At 72.7% G+C, this 15,795-nt stretch carries 17 protein-coding genes and 1 tRNA gene; 7 read left to right on the top strand and 11 right to left on the bottom strand.

All coding sequences use genetic code 11. From position 1 onward, the window contains the following. Positions 1-5 precede the first annotated feature (5 nt). From QE401_RS05600 to QE401_RS05610, 3 genes are all read right to left on the bottom strand, one after another. Positions 6-650, bottom strand: coding sequence for a hypothetical protein (locus QE401_RS05600; RefSeq protein WP_307137275.1), 645 nt, complete (start codon positions 648-650; stop codon positions 6-8). Between the two features lie 112 nt (positions 651-762). Further along, complete coding sequence (locus tag QE401_RS05605; protein ID WP_307137276.1) at positions 763-1,317, bottom strand: hypothetical protein; 555 nt, start codon at positions 1,315-1,317, stop codon at positions 763-765. Positions 1,318-1,398: 81 nt separating this feature from the next. Beyond that, a complete protein-coding gene (locus tag QE401_RS05610; RefSeq protein WP_307137277.1) occupies positions 1,399-2,037 on the bottom strand; it encodes a hypothetical protein in 639 nt (212 codons plus the stop codon). 196 nt (positions 2,038-2,233) lie between these two features. Here QE401_RS05610 and QE401_RS05615 point away from each other — a divergent pair, with 196 nt between their 5' ends. From QE401_RS05615 to QE401_RS05630, 4 genes are all read left to right on the top strand, one after another. Beyond that, a complete protein-coding gene (locus tag QE401_RS05615) occupies positions 2,234-3,379 on the top strand; it encodes an ATP phosphoribosyltransferase regulatory subunit (protein WP_307137278.1) in 1,146 nt (381 codons plus the stop codon). A gap of 2 nt (positions 3,380-3,381) precedes the next feature. Next, complete coding sequence (locus QE401_RS05620) at positions 3,382-4,671, top strand: adenylosuccinate synthase (protein ID WP_307137279.1); 1,290 nt, start codon at positions 3,382-3,384, stop codon at positions 4,669-4,671. A gap of 130 nt (positions 4,672-4,801) precedes the next feature. Continuing rightward, positions 4,802-5,296 carry a hypothetical protein gene (locus tag QE401_RS05625; RefSeq protein ID WP_307137280.1) on the top strand — a complete coding sequence of 165 codons (495 nt, stop codon included), beginning with the start codon at positions 4,802-4,804 and terminating at the stop codon, positions 5,294-5,296. Further along, complete coding sequence (locus QE401_RS05630; RefSeq protein WP_307137281.1) at positions 5,293-5,637, top strand: DUF3140 domain-containing protein; 345 nt, start codon at positions 5,293-5,295, stop codon at positions 5,635-5,637. The genes QE401_RS05625 and QE401_RS05630 overlap by 4 nt, the downstream gene beginning before the upstream one ends. A 141-nt stretch (positions 5,638-5,778) precedes the next feature. On the opposite strand, the gene rpoH is transcribed toward QE401_RS05630, so the two are convergent. Together rpoH and QE401_RS05640 are read right to left on the bottom strand one after the other, a co-directional pair. Beyond that, positions 5,779-6,666 carry an RNA polymerase sigma factor RpoH gene (rpoH, locus tag QE401_RS05635; RefSeq protein WP_307137282.1) on the bottom strand — a complete coding sequence of 296 codons (888 nt, stop codon included), beginning with the start codon at positions 6,664-6,666 and terminating at the stop codon, positions 5,779-5,781. A 225-nt stretch (positions 6,667-6,891) separates the two neighbouring features. Further along, positions 6,892-7,923, bottom strand: coding sequence for an RluA family pseudouridine synthase (locus QE401_RS05640; RefSeq protein WP_307137283.1), 1,032 nt, complete (start codon positions 7,921-7,923; stop codon positions 6,892-6,894). Between QE401_RS05640 and QE401_RS05645 the strand changes: the two genes are divergently transcribed. The 3 genes from QE401_RS05645 (at position 7,910) to QE401_RS05655 (ending at position 8,644) form a co-directional block, all read left to right on the top strand. Then, a complete protein-coding gene (locus QE401_RS05645; RefSeq protein WP_307137284.1) occupies positions 7,910-8,200 on the top strand; it encodes a DUF6476 family protein in 291 nt (96 codons plus the stop codon). The genes QE401_RS05640 and QE401_RS05645 overlap by 14 nt on opposite strands. 142 nt (positions 8,201-8,342) lie before the next feature. After that, a complete protein-coding gene (locus QE401_RS05650; RefSeq protein ID WP_307140188.1) occupies positions 8,343-8,522 on the top strand; it encodes a DUF2256 domain-containing protein in 180 nt (59 codons plus the stop codon). Between the two features lie 46 nt (positions 8,523-8,568). Then, positions 8,569-8,644: transfer RNA gene (locus QE401_RS05655), tRNA-Glu, on the top strand. A gap of 93 nt (positions 8,645-8,737) precedes the next feature. Here QE401_RS05655 and QE401_RS05660 read toward each other — a convergent pair. The 6 genes from QE401_RS05660 to QE401_RS05685 all read right to left on the bottom strand — a co-directional run bounded on the left by QE401_RS05660 (position 8,738) and on the right by QE401_RS05685 (position 15,795). Then, positions 8,738-10,117, bottom strand: coding sequence for a PAS domain S-box protein (locus QE401_RS05660; protein WP_307137285.1), 1,380 nt, complete (start codon positions 10,115-10,117; stop codon positions 8,738-8,740). Positions 10,118-10,209: 92 nt separating this feature from the next. Next, positions 10,210-10,863, bottom strand: coding sequence for a hypothetical protein (locus tag QE401_RS05665; protein WP_307137286.1), 654 nt, complete (start codon positions 10,861-10,863; stop codon positions 10,210-10,212). A 314-nt stretch (positions 10,864-11,177) separates the two neighbouring features. After that, the gene (gltA, locus tag QE401_RS05670) at positions 11,178-12,482 is read right to left on the bottom strand and encodes a citrate synthase (RefSeq protein ID WP_307137287.1); all 1,305 of its coding nucleotides are present in this window, start codon (positions 12,480-12,482) and stop codon (positions 11,178-11,180) included. Between the two features lie 215 nt (positions 12,483-12,697). Then, positions 12,698-13,261 (bottom strand): thermonuclease family protein, encoded by a 564-nt coding sequence (locus QE401_RS05675; protein ID WP_307137288.1) that lies wholly within the window; start codon positions 13,259-13,261, stop codon positions 12,698-12,700. Positions 13,262-13,501: 240 nt separating this feature from the next. Further along, positions 13,502-15,034, bottom strand: a complete 1,533-nt coding sequence (locus tag QE401_RS05680; protein WP_307137289.1) for a CHAD domain-containing protein — start codon at positions 15,032-15,034, stop codon at positions 13,502-13,504. Positions 15,035-15,261: 227 nt separating this feature from the next. Beyond that, positions 15,262-15,795 carry a SixA phosphatase family protein gene (locus QE401_RS05685; RefSeq protein ID WP_307137290.1) on the bottom strand — a complete coding sequence of 178 codons (534 nt, stop codon included), beginning with the start codon at positions 15,793-15,795 and terminating at the stop codon, positions 15,262-15,264.

Below are 15,795 nucleotides of genomic sequence, written 5' to 3' on the forward strand. Positions count from 1 at the left end.
TCTGCCTAAGGGTTGTGCGCCCGGCTGGCCGGCAGCGTCTCGATCACGCCCGAGAGCAGGCCGGATGCCGCGCGCAGCGCCACCGGCGCGCCGCCCGGCAGCCAGGAGCTGACCCGCGTCTTGACGAAGCGGCCGCCCAGCACGGTCAGGCAGACCGCCTCGCCGGTGGTGCTGCCATCCTCCTGCACCGCCTCGAAGGTGGCGCAGCGCAGCCCGGGCACGCCGTTGCGGTCGGGTACCGCGCTGCTGGTGGCGGGCGTCACGGCGCGGTAGCGGCCCATCTGCACCATCGCCCGCATCTCGGCGGCGGTCTGGTTCAGCTCCAGCTCCAGCGCCGGGCTGCCGGCGCCCTCCGGCCCCTGGCGGCGGCCGCGATCATAGAGATAGAGCGTGGCGACCAGCCGCTCGCCGGAGACCGGCACATAGCGCTGGGCGACGCCGAGGCCCGGCGGCGCCGCCGGGTTGGCGCCGAAATCCGTGGCCGGGCCGTGGCGGCGCAGGCCGGCCAGCGGGTCCGGCAGGGCGGCCATCAGCCGCAGCTCGGGCGAGGCGGCGGCGGCCAGCTGCGCGGTGCCGGCGGCCTGGCCGCTGGCGGCGGGCAGCCCGGCCAGCGGCGCGGCCAGCAGGAGGGCGGTGAGGAGAGCGCGCATGCCAGGCTCCGCGATGAGTTGCGGAAGCGTTGCAAAGCGCGGGCCACAGGGCAACCGGGAAGCTGGTGACAGATCGAAGATGTTGCGCCGCCGCGGGCGTCGCGGCGGCGGCTCAGCGGCGGATGCGCATCATCTCGGCCGCTATGGCCTGCGCCGCCTCGGCGGCGCGGGGCAGGGCCGGCAGGCTGGCCAGGCGCTGCAGCGTGGCCTGCCCGCCCAGGGTGAAGAAGGGCGCGCGGTCCAGCGTGGCCAGGGCGGTCGTGCGGTCGCTCGCCTCCATCGCCCAGGCGGTGCCGTCCAGCGTCGCGATGACATCCGGCGGCGCGGCGCCGGGGTCGATGCCCAGCGCCTGCCGCACCTCGGCGCGCGCCGCCTGCAGCTGCAGCACCACGGTCGGCGAGAATTCCGGCGTGTAGAAGGGATCGTCCTGCAGCGCATCGGCCAGGTGCTCCAGCGCCGCCACGGCGCGGGCGGCGGCGCCGGGCTGGCCGTTCCAGCGCGAGAGGTCGCCGAAGGCCCAGGGCGCCTCCAGCGCCGGGCCGCGCACGGAATCGCCGAAGCCCACCGGGCTGTCCTCCGGCAGCCGCAGATCCTCGCAGGCCGCCAGGGTCAGGGCGGGCAGGGCGAGGGCGGGGAGGAGGGTCAGCAGGGTGCGGCGGCGATGCATGGCGGCCAGCCTAGACCGCAAGCCGCCGCGCCGGGAGGCGTCGCGCCGCCCGCTTACCCTTTGACACGCAGATGCGATGTCTCAGCCGACCCGCAGCGCGCGCCGCGCCTGCTCGGCCAGCGCCGGGTCGGGGCCGGTGGCGAAGCGGGCCAGCCAGGCCTGGCGCCCCGGCAGATCGCGCAGATGGAAGGCCAGCCAGAGCAGGGATTCCCGCTCGGCCGGGCGGGCCATGGCGGCCTCCAGCCGCGCCGCGACCCGCTCCGCCGGCAGCAGGGAGAGCAGGCGCAGCAGCAGCGGCAGCAGATCCGCGCCATCCCGCCACGCCGAGAGATAGCGGTCGAACACCCAATCGGCATCCGTCCGGTCGAGCAGCGGCGGCAGCAGGCGGCGCGCCGTCACGATCTCCAGCGCCTGCCAGCGTGTCGCCGAGCCGCGCGGGCTGCGCCGGCCCTGGTGCAGCGGCAGGGCGCGGTCGGCCCGCGCCACCAGCCAGGCCTTGTGGCGCGGCCCGCCCCAGGCGGCCAGCACGCGCAGCGCCAGCACCCGCAACCCCCAGCGCGGCTGGGCAAGCGCCAGGGCCACCTCGGCCCGCCGCGACTCCGTCTCGTCCCACAGTGCCAGCTCGCGCAGCCGCGCCGCCAGCAGGCGCAGCCGGTCCGGCCGTCCGGGGGCGGCCAGCAGCATCGGCAGGGTCGGGCCCGGGTCGCGGTCGCGGCGCATCCCGGCTTGCTGGCCCGGCCGGATCGCCACCGCAAGCGCCGCTCCGGTCACGCCTGGCGGCGCGGCATGGCCCGGCTGCGCGATCCGCCCTTGCCCCGCGCGCCCTCGGCTGCCACACACCGCCCCGTTTGCCGACGCAACGCCGCCGCCCGCGCCGGGCGCCCGGCCCGCCGCGCGGTGTCCTGGCCCTGGAACCATGACCGAAGACCTGCCCAACCCCGCGCTGCTGCCTTCCGGCCTGACCGACCTGCTGCCGCCCGAGGCGGCGCATGAGGCGGCGCTGGTGGAGGCGATGCTCGCGGTCTTCGCCGGCCATGGCTATGAGCGCGTCAAGCCGCCGCTGCTGGAATTCGAGGATTCGCTGCTGGCGGGCTCGGGCGGCGCCGTCGCCGACCAGACCTTCCGGCTGATGGACCCGGACAGCCACCGCATGATGGGGCTGCGCGCCGACACCACGCCGCAGGTGGCGCGCATCGCCGCCACCCGCCTGGCCGATATGCCGCGGCCGCTGCGCCTGTCCTATGCCGGGCAGGTGCTGCGCATCCAGGGCAGCCAGCTGGCGCCGGAGCGGCAGATCCCGCAGGCCGGCATCGAGCTGATCGGCACCGACTGCCCCGAGGCCGATGCCGAGGTGGCGCTGCTCGGCGTCGAGGCGCTGGCGGCGATCGGCATCCATGGCGTCAGCCTGGACCTGACCCTGCCCACCATGGCGCCGGCGCTGCTGGACGCCGCCGGCGTGCAGGGCACGCTGCGCCGCAGGCTGGCCCGCGCGCTGGACCGCAAGGACGCCGCCGCCGTGCAGGAGCTGGCCGCCGAGGCCGGGCCGCCCGCCAATGGCCTGCCCGGGCTGCTGACCGCCGCCGGCCCGGCCGATGGCGCGCTGGCGGCGCTCGCCGCCGCCGCCCTGCCGCCCGCCGCGCGCGCCATCGCCGACAATGCGGCCGCCGTCATCGCCGCCATCCGCGCCCGCGCGCCGGGGCTGCGCATCACCCTGGACCCGGTCGAGTTCCGCGGGCTGCAATACCATGTGGGCGTCGCCTTCACCCTGTACGGGCCGGGCGGCACCGGGGAGCTGGCGCGCGGCGGACGCTACCGCAGCGGCGAGGAGCCGGCGACCGGCATGACGCTCTATCCCGACGCGCTGCGCCGCGCCGCGCCGGCGCCGCAGGAGGCGCCGCGCCTCTTCCTGCCGCTGGGCAGCGACCCGGTGGCGGCGGCGCGGCTGCGCAGCCAAGGTTTCATCACGGTGGCGGCCCTTTCGCCCGCCGACACGCCGCGGCGCCTGCGCTGCGGCCACATCCTGCGCGGCCAGGATGCCGCGCCCATCGAGGAGATCGCGTAGCCATGGCCAATGTCGCCGTGATCGGCGCCCAGTGGGGCGACGAAGGCAAGGGCAAGGTCGTCGACTGGCTGGCCAGCCGTGCCGACATCGTCGTGCGCTTCCAGGGCGGCCACAATGCCGGCCACACGCTGGTGGTGGGCAACCAGACCTACAAGCTGTCGCTGCTGCCCTCCGGCGTGGTGCGCGGCAAGCTCGGCATCATCGGCAATGGCGTGGTGCTGGACCCGGATGCGCTGCTCTCCGAGATCTCGCGCGTGCGCGGGCAGGGGCTCGATGTCGGGCCGCACAATCTGCGCATCGCCGAGAACACGCCGCTGATCCTGCCGCTGCACCCGGCGATCGACAAGGCGCGCGAGGAAGCCCGCGGCGAGGCCAAGATCGGCACCACCGGCCGCGGCATCGGCCCGGCCTATGAGGACAAGGTGGCCCGCCGCGCCATCCGCCTCTGCGACCTGGCCGAGCCGGAGACGCTGTCGGCCAAGCTCGACGAGCTGCTGCTGCACCACAACACCCTGCTGAAGGGCCTCGGCGCCGAGACCTTCGAGAAGCAGGATCTGCTGGACCGGCTGCTGGCGCTGGCGCCGAAGCTGCTGCCCTATGCCGAGGCGGTGTGGGAGCGGCTCGACGAGGCCCGCCACAGCAACAAGCGCGTGCTGTTCGAGGGCGCCCAGGCGGTGATGCTCGACGTCGACCACGGCACCTATCCCTTCGTCACCTCCTCCAACACGGTGGCGGGCAATGCGGCGGCGGGCGCCGGCGTCGGGCCGCACAGCGTCGGCATGGTGCTGGGCATCGCCAAGGCCTACACGACGCGCGTGGGTTCCGGCCCCTTCCCGACCGAGCTGCAGGACGAGATCGGCAAGCGCCTGGGCGAGCGGGGCCGCGAGTTCGGCACCGTCACCGGCCGGCCGCGCCGCTGCGGCTGGTTCGATGCCTGCCTGGTGCGCCAGGCGGTGAAGGTCGGCGGCGTGCAGGGCCTGGCGCTGACCAAGCTCGACGTGCTGGACGGGCTGACCGAGCTGAAGATCTGCACCGGCTACGAGATCGATGGCGAGGTGGTGAAGCGCCTGCCGGCCGCCGCCGCGGCCCAGGCCAAGGCGAAGCCGATCTACGAGACGCTGGAAGGCTGGAGCCAGTCCACCATGGGCGCGCGCTCCTGGGCCGACCTGCCGGCCACCGCCATCAAGTACGTCAAGCGGATCGAGGAACTGGTGGAGGCGCCGGTCACGCTGCTCTCCACCTCGCCGGAGCGGGATGACACGATCCTCGTGAGCGATCCGTTCTCGGATTAAAAGACAAGGCAGGGGGCTCCGCCCCCTGACCCCCGCCGGGGTGGCAGGGCCACCCCGGACCCCGCCTTCCGGGGGAGCAACCGGGCAGGGCAGCACGCCGTTTTTGCCGCATCCCCTACAGGAGGCTGGCATGGCGGGCACCGCCCAGAAGACCGATCCCAAGCTCTGGGAGAAGGTCAAGGCCAAGGTCACGCGCGAGGCCAAGGGCGGCAAGCCCGGCCAATGGTCGGCCCGCAAGGCGCAGCGCGCCGTCGCCGAATACAAGGCGGAAGGCGGCGGCTATCGCGGCGGCAAGGACCGCGACAACCATCTCGACCAATGGCAGCGCGAGGATTGGGGAACGAAGTCCGGCGCGCCCAGCGGGCAGACGGGCGAGCGTTACCTGCCGCGCAAGGCGCGCGAACGCCTCTCCGACAGCGAATACGAGCGCAGCAGCGCCAAGAAGCGGGCCGACAGAAGCAAGGGCCGGCAGTTCAGCGCCCAGCCGCGCCCCGCCGCCCGCAAATCCGCGGCCGCCCGGCGCGACAGCCAGACCAAGGCCCAGCTGATGGAGCAGGCGCGGAAGAAGGACATCCGCGGCCGCTCCCGCATGACCAAGGCGCAGCTGGTGGAGGCGTTGGCGTGAGCGAGGATGTCTGGAAGGAGTTTCGCGCCGTGGCCAACATGCCGCCCGCCCGGCTGCGGCGCTGGCTGGAGAGCGAGGCGAGCCGTTCCGTCGGCATGACCAAGGGCGGGGAGAAGGTGACCGCGCCCGGGGAAGGGGAGGCGGTCGGCCACCGGATGGGCGAGCGCATCCTGGAGATCAAGGCGCGGCGCAAGGCGGAGCTGACCGAGCGCGACCAGGCCGATATGCGCAAGGTGATCGGCTATGTGCACCGCCATGCCGCGCAGCGCCCGAAGGGCGACATCCGCGACAGCCGCTGGCGCCACTCGCTGATGAACTGGGGCCACGACCCGCTGAAGTGAGCCGGCCGCCAGCGGCGGCCGGCCCTGACAGAGAAAAGAAGGGGTCCAGGGGAATTCATTCCCCTGGCCTTTTCATGCAGAAAGGGCAGGGCCCTTCCGGACCCTGCCCCCCTTTTTGCCCGGAGCTTCTGGTCTGGCGGCTCAGTCCACCGCCAGCCGGCGCTCCATGATCTGGCTCTTCATACTCTTCTGCAGCTTCTCGAAGGCGCGCACCTCGATCTGGCGCACGCGCTCGCGCGAGATGTTGTATTGCTGAGAGAGCTCCTCGAGCGTGGTCGGCTCGTCCTTCAGCCGGCGCTCGATCAGGATGTGGCGCTCACGCTCGTTCAGCGTCTTCAGCGCCTCGCCGAGGAGCTGCCGGCGGTTGGACATGTCCTGCCGCTCGGCGATCTCGGTTTCCTGGCTCTCGCTCTCGTCGACCAGCCAATCCTGCCACTCGCCCTCGCTGTCGGCGCGCACCGGCGCGTTCAGCGAGTTGTCGGGCGAGGCCAGGCGGCGGTTCATCGAGACCACGTCCTGCTCGGGCACCTGCAGCACGCGGGCGATCTTCTCGACCTGCTCGGGCTGGAGGTCGCCCTCCTCGAGCGCGGCCATCTGGCCCTTCAGCCGGCGCAGGTTGAAGAACAGCTTCTTCTGCGCGGCGGTGGTGCCCATCTTCACGAGCGACCAGGAATGCAGGATGTACTCTTGGATCGCGGCGCGGATCCACCACATGGCGTAGGTGGCCAGGCGGAAGCCGCGGTCGGGATCGAAGCGGCGCACCGCCTGCATCATGCCGACATTGCCCTCGCTGATCAGCTCGCCCACCGGCAGGCCGTAGCCGCGGTAGCCCATGGCGATCTTGGCGACGAGGCGCAGATGCGACGTGACGAGCTTATGCGCGGCCTGCTGGTCGCCATGCTCCTTCCATTCCTTCGCCAGGCGGAATTCCTCCTCCGGCGAAAGCATGGGGAATTTGCGGATCTCCTGCAGGTAGCGGGAGAGGTTGCCCTCGGGGGCGATCGGAATCATCGAAGTCGTGGAAGCCATACTGCAACTGCCTCCTGCACCGGCCGGGAGCCCCTGTGACGGCGATCCCCGGCTCAAGCTCCGGGTCGCCTCCCGCTCGGGCCCTGACGCGCCGCCCTGACCCCGTTCACAGTCGGGGACAGGCCCGGCGGCCGCGCCATGGTGGTGGCACCCGGCGTTGGCGACAGGTGAACGCTACCTCTCCCTTCGCGGTTGCGCAAGAAAATCCCGACTGTAATAGTCGGGTTACCCCGGGTTACCGTCCAGCAATGCGAGCAGCCCCTGCATGTCGGGCGGCAGGGGGGCGTGGAAGCGCAGCATTTCGCCGCTGACGGGGTGGCGGAAGCCCAGGGATTCCGCGTGCAAAGCCTGGCGCGGGAAGGCCAGCAGGGCGTCGCGCGCCTGCGCCGGCAGGGAGCGGGCGGCGGCGGGCAGGCGGCGCAGATAGACCGGGTCGCCCACCAGCGGGTGGTTGATATGCGCCATATGCACCCGGATCTGGTGGGTGCGCCCGGTCGCGAGTCGGCAACGTAACAGCGCGCAACCGGTGCCCCAGGCGCGCTCCGTGGCAAAGCGGGTCAAGGCATGTTTACCGTTGCGCGCGACCACCGCCATGCGCTTGCGGTCGGTCGGATGGCGGCCAATCGGGGCATCGACCTCGCCGCTGGCCGGCGACGGCACGCCCCAGGCGAGCGCCAGATAGGCGCGTTCCAGGTCGCGGCTGGCGAAGGCGGCGGAGAGCGCCTGGTGCGCCGTGTCGCTCTTGGCCACCACCATGACGCCGGAGGTGTCCTTGTCGAGCCGGTGGACGATGCCGGGGCGCTTCTCGCCGCCGATGCCGGTCAGCTCATCCCCCGCATGGGCCAGCAGCGCGTTGACCAGCGTGCCGTCCTGGTTGCCGGGGGCGGGGTGGACCACCAGCCCGGCCGGCTTGTCCAGCACGATCAGGTGCCGGTCCTCGAACAGGATGGTCAGCGGGATATCCTGCGCCTGCGGCGTCGCCGGCTGGGCGGCGGGCGGCGCCAGCAGATAGGTGGCGCCGGCGCGGATGCCCTCGGACGGGTCGGTGGCGGGCTGGCCGTCGCGCAGCACATGGCCGGCCTCGATCAGCGCCTTGACGCGCGAGCGCGACAGCGTGCCTATCGCCGCCGCCAGGAAACGGTCGAGGCGGTTGCCCGCATCGGCCGGCCCTGCGGTCAGGGTGAAGGGGCCCTCCGGCGCGGTGCCGGAAGCGGCCTGGCTTTCGCCGGAAGGAGAGGTGTCGGTGCGCGCGCTCAAATTTGCTGTCGGTCTGATGGGGGTGATGATCATCGCCGGCACGGTGGCGCTGGTGGTGCTGCTGGTGCAGCGCATGAACAGCGCGGCGCGCGGGGTCAGCGCCGGGGTTAGCACGGAACTGGCGCTGCGGCAGCCGCCCGGTTCGCGCATCGGCCAGATCGCGCCGCTGGATGGCGGGCGGCTGGCGGTGTGGGTGGAGCGGCCGGATGGCGCGCGCATCCTGCTGGTGGATCCGCAGGGCGGCCGGGTGGCGGGCGAGATCCGGCTGGGCGAGTAAGAAGGAAAGGGTTCTTTTTTAGAAAAAAAGAACCAAAAAACTTTTGTCAGTTTGGCGTCCCGCCTCGGGCCCCAGGCGGGACGCCAAATGAGGAAAAGTCTTTTTGCTTCTTTTTCTTCAGAAAAAGAAGATTCTGCCTGCAATGCCGCCTCGCAAGCCCAACCTCCCCGAGAAGCCCTGCGCCGCCTGTGGCCGCCCTTTCGCCTGGCGGAAGAAATGGGCGCGGGTGTGGGAGGAGGTCCGCTATTGCAGCGAGGCCTGCCGCGAGGGGCGCCACCCAAAAAAGCATTCCGGCGGCGGAAATATGAAATCAGCCCCTTGATCGACCCCCGCCTGGCCGATAAAAGCCCCCTCACACGACGCCTCCAGTCCCCTTCGTCTAGAGGCCTAGGACACCGCCCTCTCACGGCGGCAACAGGGGTTCGAATCCCCTAGGGGACGCCAAGGCTTTCTTCGGAAAGTCCTGGTTCACCGGAAAGGCGTCGTTTTTTATTTCCCGACATTCCGGTTTCCACGGTGGCGCGCCTCAGGGCGCGCTCACCGCGTGGCCATGCCCGCGACCCAGGCGCTGCCGGGCAGGGAGCGCGCCGGCAGCGGCGCCGGGCCCGGGCCGCCGGCGGCCAGCCGCGCCGGCAGGGTGACGCGGCAGCACAGCCCATCCGCCTCCCAGGACAGGCTGAGCTGCCCCTGCAGCTGGCGATGCACCAGGGATTGCAGCAGGCGGGAGCCGAAGCCGGCATGGCGCGGCGGCCGGTCGATGGCCAGGCCATGCTCCTTCCAGCAGAGCAGCAGCTCGCCCTCCGGCGCCAGCGACCAGCCGAGCGCGACCCGCCCCTCCGGCGTGCTGAAGGCGCCATGCTTGGCGGCGTTCACCACCAGCTCATGGATCACCATGGCGGCGGGCTGCACGGCATTGGCGGTCAGCCAGATCTGCGGGCCCATCAGCGCGACGCGGTCGCGATAGGCGAGGATCTCGCCCTCGATCAGCGCCTGCAGCTCGGCCCCTTCCCATTGCTGCTGCGCCAGCAGGGAATGCGCCCGCGCCATGGCGGCCACGCGCCCCTCGACCGAACTGGCATAGGTCTCGGCATCCTGGCGCGGCGTCAGCCGCAGCAGGGAGAGGGCGACGGCCAGCGCGTTCTTGGCGCGGTGATCGACCTCGCGCAGCAGCAGATGGCGCATCTCCTCGGCCTGGCGGCGCTCGGTGATGTCGCGGACGATGCCGGTGAAGAACTTCTCGCCATGCGAGTCGAAGGAGCCGACGGACAGCTCGATGGGGAATTCCGAGCCGTCGCGGCGGCGCGCCATCAGCTCCCGCCCCGGCACGCCGATGGCGTGGGATTCGGCCTGGCCGCCGCGCGCCAGGCTGGCGCTGTAGCGGGCGAGATAGCCGTCATGCCGCGCCCCTTCGCCCTGCGGCATCAGCACGGCGAGGTTGGCGCCCACCAGCTCCTCCGCCCGCTTATAGCCGAACATGGCCAGGGTGGCGCGGTTGGCCGAGACGATGCGCCCCTGCCCATCGGCGACCAGGATGGCGTCCGCCGCCGTCTCGAACACCGAATGCAGCCGCGCCTCGCTGGCGCTGCGGGCGAATTCGGCGCGGCGGCTGTGCCCGGCATCGCCCAGATACTCGATCACCACCGGAGGCTGGCCGCCCGGCGGCTGGTGCAGCGCCAGATGCGCCTCCACCAGCCGCGGGCTGCCATCGCGCGCCGTCTGGCACAGCGTGCCGCGCCACTGCCCGTCGCGCACCAGCTCGCGGCTGACGCTGAGGAAATCCTCGCCCGCCGGAAAGACGGTGCGCAGCAGCAGATGCAGCTTGCGGCCGCAGGCTTCCGCCGCGCCCCAGCCATAGAAGCTCTCACAGCCGCGCGGCCAGTGCCGCACTGTGCCGTCGAGCTCCCTCTCGATGATCATTCCGGCGAGACTGGCCATCCCCTCAGCATGCGAAGCCGGAGATTGATAAAGTGCCAAGGCACGGCCGGGCGCCGTGCCATGCAGCGTCCGCGTCACGGCAGGCGCATGAAATTGGCGGCGCCCGAGGCGCGCGAGATCAGCGCCTGCATGGCGGGGTTGGAGGCGCCCTCGGCATCGGTCAGCGCGTCCATCGGGCAGAAATACTCATGCGCCTGCGGCATCTGGGTGCGGGCGAAGCCGTCATATTGCCGGTTCTTCAGCCCGTAGAGCACCCGCACATCGCGCACCGGCAGCACCAGCGGCTCCACCGGCTCCTGCCGCACCAGCTTGATGCGGCGCCAGCGCGGCAGCTTGTCGTCGGGCTGCAGCGGCGCCGTCAGCCAGGCCAGCGGGCAGACCGCCAGCAGCGAGGTGGTGGAGGGGGCGAAGCGCGAGCGCTTGTCGAGCAGGTTCTGCAAGGTTGAGCAGGCCTCGATGCAGAGGATGTCGACATAGGCATCCGCCGGGTCGGGGCTGAAATGCAGCCACATGCCGTCCGGCACAGTGCGCAGCCGGTTCGAGCCGGGCAGGCGCAGGAAGGGATGCGCCGTGCCATCCTGCTCACCGGGTCTGGCCCGCATCCACACCCCGCGCTGCTTCGGGCTGTCCAGCGCGCCGGGCGGGCGCTGCGGCCATTGCCGCAGGCGCCGGCGCACCAGGTCATCCAGCGAACGGTGAACGAGTTCCGGCCTGTCAATGTCGCGCATTCCAGGAGTTCCGCTCGTGGTTTCCAACTTCCGGTTGGTATTCATTAACGATCACGCTTGCGTGAGCAAGAGCAAATCCACTGCTGCGCGAAATGCCGCCCAGAAATGTCCGCATGCCGCGAGGCGGCGTGCCGTGGCACCGGTGCGCTATAGCTGAGCCGGCGGCGTCGGATTGTGCGGGCCGCGTGGCGGTTGTGGGTGTTGCGCGGCTTTCTTGTGTCCGCGCGCAAAGAAAACCCCGCCGCGGCGGGGCCGGGCGGGGTTGCTGGGGGGAGGCGGGCCGGGGGCCCGCCCCTGGCGCCGGGCGACTCGCCTCAGCGCTTGTCCATGTCGACGAAGTCGCGGTTCGCGGCGCCGGTGTAGATCTGCCGCGGGCGGCCGATGCGCTGCGCCGGATCCTCGATCATCTCCTTCCACTGGCTGACCCAGCCCACGGTGCGCGCCACCGCGAAGAGCACGGTGAACATGTGGGTCGGGATGCCCATCGCCTTCAGGATGATGCCCGAATAGAAATCGACATTCGGGTAGAGCTTGCGGCTGACGAAGTAGTCGTCCGACAGCGCGATGCGCTCCAGCTCCATGGCGAGGTCGAGCAGCGGCTCGTCCTTGATGCCGAGCTCGGCCAGCACCTCGTGGCAGGTCGCCTGCATGATCTTCGCGCGCGGGTCGAAGTTCTTGTAGACCCGGTGGCCGAAGCCCATCAGCTTCACGCCGGAGTTCTTGTCCTTCACCTTCTCGATGAAGGCGGGGATGTTCTCGACCGAGCCGATCTCGGCCAGCATCTTCAGCACCGCCTCATTGGCGCCGCCATGGGCGGGGCCCCAGAGGGCGGCGATGCCGGCGGCGATGCAGGCAAACGGGTTGGCGCCGGTCGAGCCGGCCAGCCGCACCGTCGAGGTCGAGGCGTTCTGCTCATGATCGGCGTGCAGGACCAGGATGCGGTCCATGGCGCGGGAGAGGATGGGGTTGGGCTTCCACTCCTCGGCCGGCACGGCGTTCAGCATGTACAGGAAGTTCTCCGCATAGGAGAGGTCGTTCCGCGGGTACATGAAGGGCTGGCCGATGGAATACTTGTAGGCCCAGGCGGCGATGGTCGGCACCTTGGCCAGCAGGCGGAAGGCCGCGATCTCGCGCTGCTGCGCGTCGTTGATGTCGAGGCTGTCATGGTAGAAGGCCGACAGCGCGCCCACGACACCGCAGAGGATCGCCATCGGGTGGGCGTCGCGGCGGAAGCCGTTGAAGAAGCTGCGCAGCTGCTCATGCACCATGGTGTGCAGGGTCACGCCGCGGTCGAACTTCGCCAGCTGCTCCTTGGTCGGCAGCTCGCCATGCAGCAGCAGGTAGGAGACTTCCAGGAAGTTGCTCTTCTCGGCCAGCTGCTCGATCGGATAGCCGCGATACAGCAGCACGCCCTGGTCGCCATCGATATAGGTGATGGCGCTCTCGCAGGCGGCGGTGCCGCCATAGCCGGGGTCGAAGGTGAAGACGCCCAGTTCGCCGTAGAGCTTGCGGATATCGAAGACATCGGGGCCAATCGAGCCCTGGATCAGCGGCAGTTTGGCGCTCTTGCCAGACTCGTCGAGCGTGACGGTAACGGACCCTTTGGCCGTGCTGCTCATGGCGTCTTCCTCGTTTCGGGGAGGGCGGCGGCGTCCCGGGGGTGGCCGCGCCGTCTATGATGCAGCGCAAGATTATGCGCTGGGCTGCACCCTTGTCCATCCGGGGGCCGGTGCCGCAGCGGTTCCGGAGCCCGCTTCGCCGTGAAAATGCCGCAATTCCACGGAGCGGAACAGGCCGACTCGGAAGGCGGCGCCGGGGCCGCCCGGCGGGCGGTTCAGAAGCGGGCGCGCCAGCTCTCGGGCGCGCCCTCGGGGTGCGACCACAGGCCGCGGCGGGCGGCGCGGGCGCCCTGCTCGGCCGCCTGCAGCTCGGCCCCGCCGGCGCTCTCGGCCAGGGCCCAGCCGGCGGCGACCAGCGCCGCATTGGTCTCCACCCCGCCGGCCTGGCAGGTGCCGAGCGCCCGGCCGAAGCGGTCGCGGCCCTGCACGCGGCAGCTCAGATCGCGATTCTGCACCAGCTGCGCCAGCGCCTGCGCGGCGGCGCCGCCGCAATCGAAGCCGACGCCATTGGCGGTGCTACAGGTCTGGCCGCGCGGCGGCGAGACCAGCCCGGCCAGGCGCAGCGTGCGCTCGCCCAGGCGCAGCGTGTCGCCATCCACCACCCGCACCTGGGCGGCGGCGGCATTCCAGTCCTGTTCTCGGGGGGCGGAGCCGAACAGATTGGCCGGCAGGCCGAGACCGGCCAGCGCCAGGGCCATGACACCCAGGACGCTGCCCATGGCGATCCCGCGCCAGCGGCGCGGGGCGGGGGCGGGGCGGAAGATACGGCGACGGGTCAACACGCGGCGAAGCGTTAGACGAGGGGGGTTAACGGTTCAAGCGTTGAAAAAGTTTCCATTCACTCGCCTTGCAGCAGAGTTGGAGGTTAACGCCCAGCCATGCCTTGGCGGCAGAGCGGCCGCACCCCGCCGGCGCGGCGGGGCACGCCTCCGGAACGTTCCAGCCGGGCGGAGGATGCGCGCGGGCCGCCGCCGACACCAGGCGTCGGCGGGGCGCTCAGCCGGGGCCGGCGCCGGCCCTCAGGCGGTCCAGAACGGGTCCTGCCTGGCGAAGCGGCGCCAGGAGTCGAGCGCCGCCTCGCGCATGCCGCGGGCCGAGGCCAGGGCCCAGCCCTCCACCAGCCCGACCGCCCAGGCGGGGGCGGCCGGGAGCGCCTCGTCCCGCTCGGCCAGGGCCTGCATCAGCCCGCGCGCCGCCACCCCGTCATTCGACAGGCCCAGCGCCTCCTGCAGCGCCGAGAGGCGCCTGATGTAGCGGCGCGACGCCTTGCCGGGCCAGAGCGGCGCGAACAGCTCGGCGGCGTAGCGCAGCCGCTTCGCCTCCAGCCGCAGCGCGTGCAGCGCCTCGTCCGACAGGGCGGCGATGCCGGCGGCGCGCTTCATCAACTTGCGGCGGCGGCGCGCCAGGATGGCCCGCGCCGCGGCGCGCAGCGGCGTCGCCGGGCCGGTGGCGGAGGGTTGCAGCGCCTCCTGCATCGCCTGCCAGATCAGGGCGCGGAATTGCGGGCCGCGCAGCAGCCCGGCCAGCCGGGCATAGGCGGCGTCGCGCCGCTCCTCGGCCCGGCGCAGCAGCCGCGACCAGCGCGGATCGGGGCCCAGCGCGGCGCCGAGCTCGGCCGCCATGCCGCCCAGGAAGACATCCCATTCCCGCGCCGCGCCCAGCGTCCGGGCCAAGTCGCGCAATCCGGCATCCAGCCGCCGCAACTCCTCGGAATCGCGCAGCGGGCGGAACAGCTTCAGGCAGGAGCGCAGCCGCCGCGCCGCCACCCGCAGCTGGTGCACGGCGGTCGGCCCGGCCTCGGGCCGCGCCAGCGGGGCGTAGCTCAGCAGCACCCCGGCGACATGGGCGATGGCCAGCGCCAGCGCCGCCCCCGCCTCCTCGGTGCCGCCGAGATCGGGCGGGCCGCGCCGGGCCGGCGCCTCGGCCTCGCCCTCGGCCAGCGCCAGGGCGGCCTCGTCCAGCCCGCGCAAGGCGGGCAGCAGCGGCAGATCGGCGGCCAGCGCCAGGGCCAGCGCCAGCACCGCCGGCGGCGGGCCCTGCAGCAGCAGGCGCTGCACGGCGCGCTCGGGCACCGCCTCGGGGGCGGGCAGGGTCGGCGCCCCGGCGGAGAGCGGCCTTGCAGCGCGCAGCACCCCCTGGCGCAGCAGCAGCGAGACGCCCTGCGGCGTCATCAGCCGCGTCGCCTGCCCGGCATAGGACGCGATGGGCAGCAGCGCCTGGCCGCTGGCCGCGGCGGGCACCGCCTCCTCCGGCAGGGGCTGCGGCCCGGCCGGCAGGCCGGGCAGGGGCAGCGCGCCGGGCGGCTGCAGGGGCAGCAGGGCGCGGCTGCCCTGCGGCGGCGCGCGCAGCGCCTGTCCGGCCTGGCGCAGCGCCCGGTCGGCGCTGTCCAGCCACAGCCATTCCTCCGGCTGGGCGCGGCCGCGCCGCGTGCCGGCCAGCGCCGCGTGGCGCCACAGCGCCTGGGCGCTGCCCTCCAGCTGCAGCTCCAGCGTCAGCGGCGGCGCCTCGGCCGTGCCGGGGGGGAGCGGGGGCTCGACCGGCGGAACCGGCATGGCGGCGGGCTCGGGCGCTGCCGCGGCCTGCAGCAGGGCCTCGGGCGCGGGCTGGCCCGGCGGGCCGTCCGGCGGGCCACCCTGGGGCAGGTCCGCCTGGGGCAGGTCCGCCTGGGGCAGGTCCCCCTGGGGCAGGTCCTGGGCGCGGCGCCGGGCCCTGGCCGGGCCGGCCGGCGGGCGGCGCGTGGCGACGGGCCGGCGCGGCCGCTTCGGGGGCGGGGTCTCGCTCAGGCGGCCATCTCCGGCAGGTCGTTCGGCGCCACGAAGCGGACCAGCCTGCCGCCGCCCGCCTCCAGCGCGCGCCAGGGCGCGGCGATGCTGAACTCGGCCAGCGCGCCGGTCGGATAGCCCTCGGCCAGGCGCTGCGTGCCCGGCGCCTTGCCGGCCATGCCGGCCGGGCCGGCGAGCGCCAGGGCCAGATCGTGCAGCCCGGGATTGTGCCCGATCAGCAGCAGGCTGCGCGCCGTCTCCGGCGTCTGCCGCAGCGTGTCGATCAGGCTGGCCCAGGGCGCCAGGTAGAGATCGTCCATCGGCTCGACCATCGGGCTGTCCGGCAGCGGGGCCAGGGCCTCCAGCGTCTGCAGGGTGCGCCGGGCGGAGGAGACCAGCACGATGTCCGGCGCCAGGCCGAGCCCGTGGAAGACGCCCGCCATGGCCACGGCAGCGCGTTTGCCGCGCGCGTTCAGCGGGCGGGCATGGTCCGGCAGGCTGGGATCGTCCCATGACGATTTCGCGTGCCGCAACAGGAGCAATTGCCGCAT

The organism is Pseudoroseomonas cervicalis, from assembly GCF_030818485.1.
GTDB classification, from domain to species: Bacteria; Pseudomonadota; Alphaproteobacteria; order Acetobacterales; family Acetobacteraceae; genus Pseudoroseomonas; species Pseudoroseomonas cervicalis_A.

Coding starts and splice junctions, on each gene's coding strand:
- gltA (WP_307137287.1), bottom strand. CDS start 12,482: ATGAGCAGCACGGCCAAAGGGTCCGTTACCGTCACGCTCGACGAGTCT.
- QE401_RS05610 (WP_307137277.1), bottom strand. CDS start 2,037: ATGCGCCGCGACCGCGACCCGGGCCCGACCCTGCCGATGCTGCTGGCC.
- QE401_RS05665 (WP_307137286.1), bottom strand. CDS start 10,863: ATGCGCGACATTGACAGGCCGGAACTCGTTCACCGTTCGCTGGATGAC.
- QE401_RS05615 (WP_307137278.1), top strand. CDS start 2,234: ATGACCGAAGACCTGCCCAACCCCGCGCTGCTGCCTTCCGGCCTGACC.
- QE401_RS05600 (WP_307137275.1), bottom strand. CDS start 650: ATGCGCGCTCTCCTCACCGCCCTCCTGCTGGCCGCGCCGCTGGCCGGG.
- QE401_RS05620 (WP_307137279.1), top strand. CDS start 3,382: ATGGCCAATGTCGCCGTGATCGGCGCCCAGTGGGGCGACGAAGGCAAG.
- QE401_RS05685 (WP_307137290.1), bottom strand. CDS start 15,795: ATGCGGCAATTGCTCCTGTTGCGGCACGCGAAATCGTCATGGGACGAT.
- QE401_RS05660 (WP_307137285.1), bottom strand. CDS start 10,117: ATGATCATCGAGAGGGAGCTCGACGGCACAGTGCGGCACTGGCCGCGC.
- QE401_RS05650 (WP_307140188.1), top strand. CDS start 8,343: ATGCCGCCTCGCAAGCCCAACCTCCCCGAGAAGCCCTGCGCCGCCTGT.
- QE401_RS05680 (WP_307137289.1), bottom strand. CDS start 15,034: ATGCCGGTTCCGCCGGTCGAGCCCCCGCTCCCCCCCGGCACGGCCGAG.
- rpoH (WP_307137282.1), bottom strand. CDS start 6,666: ATGGCTTCCACGACTTCGATGATTCCGATCGCCCCCGAGGGCAACCTC.
- QE401_RS05625 (WP_307137280.1), top strand. CDS start 4,802: ATGGCGGGCACCGCCCAGAAGACCGATCCCAAGCTCTGGGAGAAGGTC.
- QE401_RS05605 (WP_307137276.1), bottom strand. CDS start 1,317: ATGCATCGCCGCCGCACCCTGCTGACCCTCCTCCCCGCCCTCGCCCTG.